This is a genomic window from Streptomyces sp. NRRL F-5755 (assembly GCF_001279365.1).
Taxonomy (GTDB): domain Bacteria; phylum Actinomycetota; class Actinomycetes; order Streptomycetales; family Streptomycetaceae; genus Streptomyces; species Streptomyces rimosus.
This window is the reverse complement of sequence record NZ_LGCW01000003.1, coordinates 103030-110263: the sequence shown is the minus strand read 5'-3', so window position 1 is coordinate 110263 and position 7234 is coordinate 103030. Positions and strand designations below refer to the sequence as shown.

At 74.2% G+C, this 7234-nt stretch carries 6 protein-coding genes; 4 read left to right on the top strand and 2 right to left on the bottom strand.

Features of this window, described 5'->3' with window-relative positions; all coding sequences use genetic code 11:
• Positions 1 to 1281: CHAT domain-containing protein (locus tag ADK86_RS01280; protein ID WP_159393748.1), on the bottom strand; the 1281-nt coding region annotated here is incomplete at its 3' end.
• A gap of 20 nt (positions 1282 to 1301) precedes the next feature.
• Positions 1302 to 1664, bottom strand: coding sequence for a hypothetical protein (locus ADK86_RS44100; RefSeq protein WP_107088387.1), 363 nt, complete (start codon positions 1662 to 1664; stop codon positions 1302 to 1304).
• A gap of 580 nt (positions 1665 to 2244) precedes the next feature.
• Here ADK86_RS44100 and ADK86_RS01270 point away from each other — a divergent pair.
• From ADK86_RS01270 to ADK86_RS01255, 4 genes are all read left to right on the top strand, one after another.
• Positions 2245 to 5040: a helix-turn-helix transcriptional regulator gene (locus ADK86_RS01270; RefSeq protein ID WP_053694850.1), complete on the top strand. Its 2796-nt coding sequence runs from the start codon at positions 2245 to 2247 to the stop codon at positions 5038 to 5040.
• A gap of 136 nt (positions 5041 to 5176) precedes the next feature.
• Positions 5177 to 5488 carry a type VII secretion target gene (locus ADK86_RS01265; RefSeq protein ID WP_030595240.1) on the top strand — a complete coding sequence of 104 codons (312 nt, stop codon included), beginning with the start codon at positions 5177 to 5179 and terminating at the stop codon, positions 5486 to 5488.
• Entirely contained in the window at positions 5488 to 6444 is a 957-nt protein-coding gene (locus ADK86_RS01260; RefSeq protein WP_053694843.1) for a WXG100 family type VII secretion target, read from the top strand. Before ADK86_RS01265 ends, ADK86_RS01260 begins: the two co-directional genes overlap by 1 nt.
• A complete protein-coding gene (locus ADK86_RS01255; RefSeq protein ID WP_053694842.1) occupies positions 6441 to 7115 on the top strand; it encodes a hypothetical protein in 675 nt (224 codons plus the stop codon). Before ADK86_RS01260 ends, ADK86_RS01255 begins: the two co-directional genes overlap by 4 nt.
• The last annotated feature ends 119 nt before the right edge of the window (positions 7116 to 7234 follow it).

The window sequence follows — 7234 nt, the reverse complement described above, 5'->3', positions numbered from 1 at the left end:
GTATGCGGGCGGGGGCTGCGCGGCCGGTCCGGGCGCGGCGCCGCCGCCCGGCGGCGGGCCGGAACCGGGCGCCCGCTGGGGCACGGTCCGTTCGGACGCCAGGCTCCCCACATCGCCGCCGGATGCGGCCGACGGCGCTGCGGCCCGCTCCCCCGCGCCGGACGGCTCCGCCTGCTCCGCGCGCTCCGGCACGACGAACAGCTGTGTCTCGTCGGACCGCAGGAACAGCACCGGCGTCGCCCACTCCAGACTGCCGGGCAGCGTCATCTTCACGCTCTCGCGCGCCAGCGTCATCGCCCGGTCGACCGGGCGCCCGCGGGCCATGCCGGTGTAGAAGGACGACGCGAAGGCGAGCGCGGCCGGGTCGGTGATCTCGTACTGCATCGCGACCACGGCCGGCACCCCCTCCCGCATGATCTTCGCGGCGGTGCTGCTGAAGACGCCCTCGGCGCCGCTGGTCGCCGACTCGCAGGCGTTCAGCACGACCAGCCGCAGCTGGGGGCTGTCGTGGATCAGGCGGCCCAGGTCCGTGCCGGAGACGTGCATCGCGGTGCCGTCCTCGGCGGACAGTTCCAGGTACCCGGACTCGGTCTCGGGGTCGAAGCCGCCGTGGCCGACGAAGTGCAGGACGTGCGGGGCGCGGTCGCGGACCGCCTCGGCCAGTTCCTGCCAGCTGTCGCCGCGCAGCCAGTCCACGGCCACATCGGTGCTCACCCGCTGGAGCGCCTGGGTGATCTCGTCGCGTTCGCGCTCGCTCTGGAGCGCGGGCAGATCGGTGGGCCGGGAGATCACGCCGAGGACGCGCAGCGGCGGCGTCACGCACACCGGCGCGGGGGCGCCCATCAGCTGCGGGGAGCGGACGACCGGCACCCGCAGGCCGAGGTAGCTGTCGCGCGCGTACGGGTCGATCGCGAACTCCCAGGGGATGCCGGAGACCTGCGGCCCGTCCAGGCCCAGCACGACGCGCAGCGGTTCGTCCTGCTGCCGGGCGTGCTCCCGGCAGCGGTCGAAGAGCAGCCGGATGTCGCCGGTCAGCACGGTGTCGGAGAGGCGTTCGCCGAAGTCCCGGACACTCTTCTCGACCAGCGAGGCGCGGCGGGTGATGACCGGGCTGGCCGATCTGATCAGGGCCATCCGGACCTCGGCGAGCATCAGCCGCAGCTCGTCGGGCCCGTAGGGCGGGCGCACCTTGGCGCTGGCCCGGCCGAGCGGCGACGTACACATGATCACCCACTCGTCCCGGACCTCGAAGACGTCCAGGCGAAACGGCAGTCCCCCCATACCGCTACCTCCACGTGCGGTCACACGTCTCTCGTCAGCGCCTCCAGGACGCGCCGGGTCTTGGTCTGCTGGGCGAGGTCCGGTTGCAGGTCCAGGTGGCGCAGCAGGGCCAGCAGCGACGCCCGTACCACCTCGGCGCCCTCCGGCTCCACCCGCTCGGAGACCTCCAGCCAGTCGAGCGGCGGCCCGCCGTGCGGCGTCAGCGACCAGCGTTCCACGGTCAGTTCGTGGCGCCGGTGGCGGACGCCGCGCCAGCGTTCGGCGCGCACCGGCCCGTACACGGTCAGCTCCCGGAAGTCGACGGGCAGGTCGGCGCAGTCGGCCAGGAAGTCTTCCTGGGCGTGGGAGAAGGCGGTGTGCAGCGGCCGCTGCCCGTCGGTCACCGCGTCGATGTCGTGGCGGTGTCAGCGAGGCCGAGAGCACCTGCCGCTCGCCCGACCAGTCCGATTCCAGGCGGAGTTCGTCGTCGCCGCGCCGGTGGAAGTCCAGCCAGTGGCGGGGCACCCGGGCCCGGCGGCAGGGCCGGAGCTTGACCGTGGAGTCGCCCTCCTTGTCCTGGCGGGCCCGCAGGCGCAGGATCAACCCGGCTTCCAGCAACGGGAGTTCGCCCGGCCGGCGGCGGGGGCCCTCGCAGAAGAAGACCTGGCACCAGACGCCCCCGTCGTCCGGTGCCAGAGCCTTGGCGGCCACCTCCGCCCGCGCGTCGGAGAACGTGACCTTGATCTCGACCGAATCCAGTCGGTGACCGGGTTCTGCGGAGCCTGTCATGACGTGCCCCCCGAGTTCGCCGTCCGCGCTCTCCGTCCGCGCGTGCTGCCACTCAACCCCATGCGCCGTGCCCGCGCTTCGGGGACCTCCCCACATATGCGCAAGCTCTTCAGGGGTGCTGCCCGCGGGAGCATGATGGTCCCGGCGACCGAGCACGGGCCGACACACGGCACCTGCGAGCGCCCGGGGGGCGACATGGACGGCAGGCAACGGACTTCCGGCCGGTCCCGGCCCGCCCGCCCGGCGGGCCCCGGCCTCGTGGGCCGTGAGCGCGAGCGCCGTCTGATCGACGACCTGCTGGCGGCGGGGGCGGACGGGGGCGCCGCGCTGCTGCTGTGGGGCGAGCCCGGGGTGGGCAAGACGGCGCTGCTGGAGTACGCGGCCGGGCAGGCCGGGGACGCGGCACTGTGGGCGCGCGGCATCGAGTCGGAGACGGTCCTGCCGTTCGCCGCCCTCGCCGACCTGTTGCTCCCGTTTGGTACGGAATTCAGGGAACTCCCCGGGGTGCAGCGCGCGGCACTGGAATCGTGCCTGGCCCTGTCGGGCGAGCCGCTGGCCAATCCGTACGCGGCCTGCATGGGCGCGCTGAACGTGCTGGCCGCGCTCGGCGAGAAGCGGCCGGTGGCGGTGCTCGTCGACGACCTCCAGTGGGTCGACCCGTCCTCGCAGCGGGTGCTGCTGTTCGTCGCGCGGCGGGTGGCGGGTGAGCGGGTCGCCCTCGCGTTCACCTCGCGCGAGGACCAGGGCGAGCCGGGGGTGCCGCACAGCCTGCCGTCCGTCGAGGTCACCGGGCTGTCGCGGAGCGAGTGCGGGCAGTTGCTGCGGCAGCACGGGATCGTGGCCGCGCCCGCGGTGGAGACGGACCTGGTGAAGATCAGCGGTGGCAACCCCCTCGCCCTCCTGGAGGCCGCCCACTCCCTGAGCCCCGAACAACTGCGCGGCGAGCAGCCGATGCACAATCCGCCCTCGCTCGGCCGGCACCTGGAGCGGGCCTGGTCGGCCCGTATCCGCGCGCTGCCGGAAGCCACCCGGCAGGCGCTGACCGTGCTCGCCGCGCACCGGTCGACGGAGCTGTCCGGGCTGTGCGAGGCCCTGGCGGTGCTCGGCCTGTCGCTGGAGGCGCTGTGCCCGGCCGAGGAGGACGGGCTCGTGACGGCGACCGGTGACGGGCTGGACTTCCGCCATCCCGTGCTGCGCCCGCTGGTCCTGGGGCGGGCGCCGCTGGCGTACCGGCTCGCCGCGTTCGGCGCCCTCGCGGACGTCACCCGCGGCCCGCTGCACGCCTGGTACCGGGCCTCCGCCGCCACCGGCCCGGACGAGCGGGCCGCCGCCGCGCTGTCCGAGGCGGCGGAGGAGGCCCGCCGGCGCAGCGCGTTCGAGGAGTCCGCGCTCGCCTGGCGGCGCGCCGCGGAACTCACCGGTGACCGGGCGGCCCGCGCGGACCTGCTGCACCGCGCCGCGTCCGACGCCTTCCTGGGCGGCTCGGCGTCCAGCTCGCAGTGGTGCGAGGAAGCCCTGCGCACGACCGCGGAGCCCGCCGTGCGCGCCGACATCGAATTGCTGCTGGGCCGTATCCACACCTGGAACGGCGAGCCCGCGCGCGCCTACGAACTCCTCGTCGAGGCCGCGCGGAACATCCGCCGTACCGATCCCGTACGGGCATGTGTGCTGCTCGCCGAGGCGGTGGTGCCCGCCAGCATGGACGGCCGGGTGGTCTCGGCGGTGCGTACGGCCAAGGAGTCGTTCCAGCTGGCCTCGGAGTCGGGCCCGGACCGCTGGCTGAGCATGGCCCTGCTGGGCTCGGCGCTGGCCCTGGCCGGACAGACCGGCCGGGGCAGGGAGATGCTGGGCGCGGCCGACGGCCACTGCACGGGTGATCCGGTACGCAATCAGCAGTTGTACGCGCTGGCCGGGCAGGCGTGGAACTGGATCGAGGACCGGGACCGCAGCCGCCGGCTGTTCAACTCGGCCGTGGAGTCGGCCCGCCGGCACAGCGCGCCCGGTGTGCTGCCGTTCACCCTGGCCGTACGCAGCGAGCTGGAGGCCCGCGTCGGCCACTGGACCGCCGGGTACGGCGACGCCACCGAGGCGCTGCGCTGGGCGGAGGAGCTGGGCCAGAACGCCTGCGTCGGCTACAGCCTGGCCTGCCTGGCACGGCTGGACGCGCTGCGCGGCGACCGGGTGCGGTGCGAGGAGCAGGTGAGCCGCGCGCGGCGGGAGATCGGCGGGTACGGCATCGGCTGCCTGGAGGCGCACCTGACCGCCGCGCTGGGCCTGGCGGCCCTCGCGCACGGCGACCACTGCGCCGCCGCCGACCAATTGGAGCAGAGTTTCGCGCTGGTCACCGCGCAGGGGGTGGGCAATCCAGCGGTGGTGCCGTGCGCCGCCGACCTCGCGGAGGCGCAGTTACGGGCGGGCGACGCCGCGCGTGCCACGGAGGTCACGGACTGGCTGGAGGAGCGCGCGCGGGCCACCGGGCTGGCCGCGCCGGAGGCCGCCGCCGCGCGCTGCCGTGGCCTGCTGGCCGAGTCGTACGAGGCGGCGCGGGCCGCGTTCGCCGCCGCGCTCACGGCGCACCAGCGCGCCCGGGACCCGTTCGAGCAGGCCCGTACGCTGCTGTGCGAAGCGGAACTGCTGCGCCGCTACCGCCACCCCGCAGCCGCCCGCGCCCCGCTCACCTCGGCGCTGGCGCGCTTCGAGAGCCTGGGCGCCGTGCCGTGGGCCCGCCGGGCCGCCGGTGAACTGGCCGCCACCGGCGCCCCGTTGGCGGCCCCGGCCGCGCGCGACGGTGTCCTGCGGCAGCTGACGCCGCAGGAGTTCCAGGTGGCGCGCGCGGTGGCGCGCGGCCTGAACAACACCGAGGCGGCCGTCTCCCTGTTCGTCTCCCGCAAGACGGTCGAGGCCCACCTCACCCGGGTCTACCGCAAGCTGGGCGTCCGCTCACGGACCGAACTGGCGCGGCTGATGGCGTCCTCGGAACCGGTCGACTGACGCCGCTCCGCTGCACCGTGGCCCCTCCCACATCCGTCGAAAAAGGGGCCAACACCCCCGCTGACCAGGGCCCGGATTGACGTACGCCGCCGGCTCGTGTGTCATGCGTTGGCAAAGAAATGGCAACGGGGGTCTCATGAGTCAGGGCACCAACGTCGAGAGCGACGCGCTGCGCGCCTACGCGCGCGCCGCCGAGAGCGCGGCCGACCGGATCGCGAAGATCCGCAGTCGTACGGCCGCCCTCGATCTGTCGGACGGCACCTTCGGGCAGCTCCCGGAGGCCAACAGCCTGCGCGCCGACTACATCGAGCAGAAGGACCAGTCCGGTACCGACCTGGAGGACAGCGCGGAGATGCTGCGCACCATCGCCGAGGCGGTGCGCGGGTCCGCGGAGAACTACGACGCCAACGAGGACGAGACGGCGCGCGGCTTCGGGGGCGGCGCCTGATGGGCGTCGGGCAGGCGGCGGGCAGCGCGCTCGACCGCGTCAACTACGTCCTGGACTGGAGCAATCCGCTCGCCGCCACCCTCGACGAGGTCATCAAGGGCATCCTCAAGCAGTGTGGCGCCGACGACTGGTTCGACTGGGTCACCGGCGACAGCGAGCTGCTGGAGAAGACCGCCCAGGAGTGGCGCGACGCGGCCCGCGACCTGCGGGACGTCGTGGCCGACCTGGTCGCCGAGCGCAAGTCCGTGGAGCGGGTGTGGGAGAGCGAGGCCGCGCAGGGCTTCGGCACAACCATGACCGACTTCGAGCAGGCGCTGCTCGGCGAGGCCGACGACATGGACACCGTCGCCGAGCTGCTGGAGATGGCGGCGGCGGCCTGCGTCATCGCCGAGCAGGCGATGACGGACCTGCTGGTGGAGATCGTCGAGGCGCTGATGGTCACCGCCGCGACCACGGCGATCCTGTCGGTGCTCACGGCGGGCGCGGCGGCGGCGATCGGCCCGCTCGCGGGTGCGGCGAACGTGGCGTACCGGGCGGCCAAGGCGACCCGTATCGCGGCGAAACTGGCCGACAAGCTCGCCGACATCGCCCGGCAGACCCGGGCCCTGGCCAAGCTTTCCCGGCTGCGCCGCTATCTGCGCGGGCTGGACCGGGCGAAGATCAAGGAGTGGAAGGGCGCGCGGAAGCGGATCGCCGGGAACCTCTTGCGCGGCGAACGGCCCGAGATGTCCGACATCGCCCAGTACATGGCGTGGAAGCAGGGCAAGAAGATCGCCAAGGGCGTGCTCGGCGTCGACATCGGCGGCGCCGTGACGGGCTCCGCCACGGAGAACGGCCCCGGGCTCGCGGAAGAGGCGTACGAGTACGGCAGGCGCCCGCCGTCGCAGAGCTTCGACGAGCGCATGGGGCAGAATCCCGACCAGGCCGGGAAATCCGTGCGGGAGGCTTTCGGATGACGATCGTCGAGGCGTTCTGGTCCGGCCTCAAGGCATGGGTCAAGCCGCCCGACCGGCATGCGCTGCTGCGCGAGGCCAAGGCGCGGGCGGCGGCGCTGCTGCCGCCCGGCGAGGCGGTGGTGGACGGGCACACCGTCGAGCCGGGAGAACGGGTGCCGCAGCCGCCGAAGCCGTACCGGGTGGACGCGTTCGGGCTCCGGCCCAGGGCCACCGACCGGCTGCTGAACGGCGCGGAGCGGGTCGATCTGGCGCTGGACCGGATCAATCCCTTCAACGCGGCGATGGACGCCTGGGACCGGCGGGGCGAGGACCGCAGCGCGCAGTGGCACGGCGGCTGGGAGAGCGCCGCCGGGCGGCTGGCGGCGGCGCTGCGCCCGCGTACGGAGGAGAAGTACCTGTCGGTGATGCTGCTCACCGGGGGCGGCCTGCACGTGATGCGCGTCCGGCTCGCCCCGGACGGCAAGAAGGTGGCGGACGCCGCCGAGCCCGCCTACGCCGTCGCCCGCCAGGACATCACCTGGCTGCGGGACCGCAAGGACATACGGCACGGCACGCACGAGATCGGCTTCGCCGACGGATCATGGGTGACGGTGTTCCTCCCCCTCGGCGGCTGGGGCTCACTCGTGGAGGCGTTTCCGCACCGGCTGCGCCACACCGACCCGAGGCCCTGAGCGGCCCGGTCCGCCCGGCGGGGGCACGGTCCGGCCCGCCGCCGGGAGGCCGAGTGGCTCGTACCACAACGGCTCCGGAATCCCCGTGCCGTGCGGGACACCACCGCCGAATGGGTTAG

Excerpts from the sequence above, each read along its gene's own strand:
- ADK86_RS01255 (WP_053694842.1), top strand. The coding sequence starts at position 6,441 with ATGACGATCGTCGAGGCGTTCTGGTCCGGCCTCAAGGCATGGGTCAAG.
- ADK86_RS01265 (WP_030595240.1), top strand. The coding sequence starts at position 5,177 with ATGAGTCAGGGCACCAACGTCGAGAGCGACGCGCTGCGCGCCTACGCG.
- ADK86_RS01260 (WP_053694843.1), top strand. The coding sequence starts at position 5,488 with ATGGGCGTCGGGCAGGCGGCGGGCAGCGCGCTCGACCGCGTCAACTAC.
- ADK86_RS01270 (WP_053694850.1), top strand. The coding sequence starts at position 2,245 with ATGGACGGCAGGCAACGGACTTCCGGCCGGTCCCGGCCCGCCCGCCCG.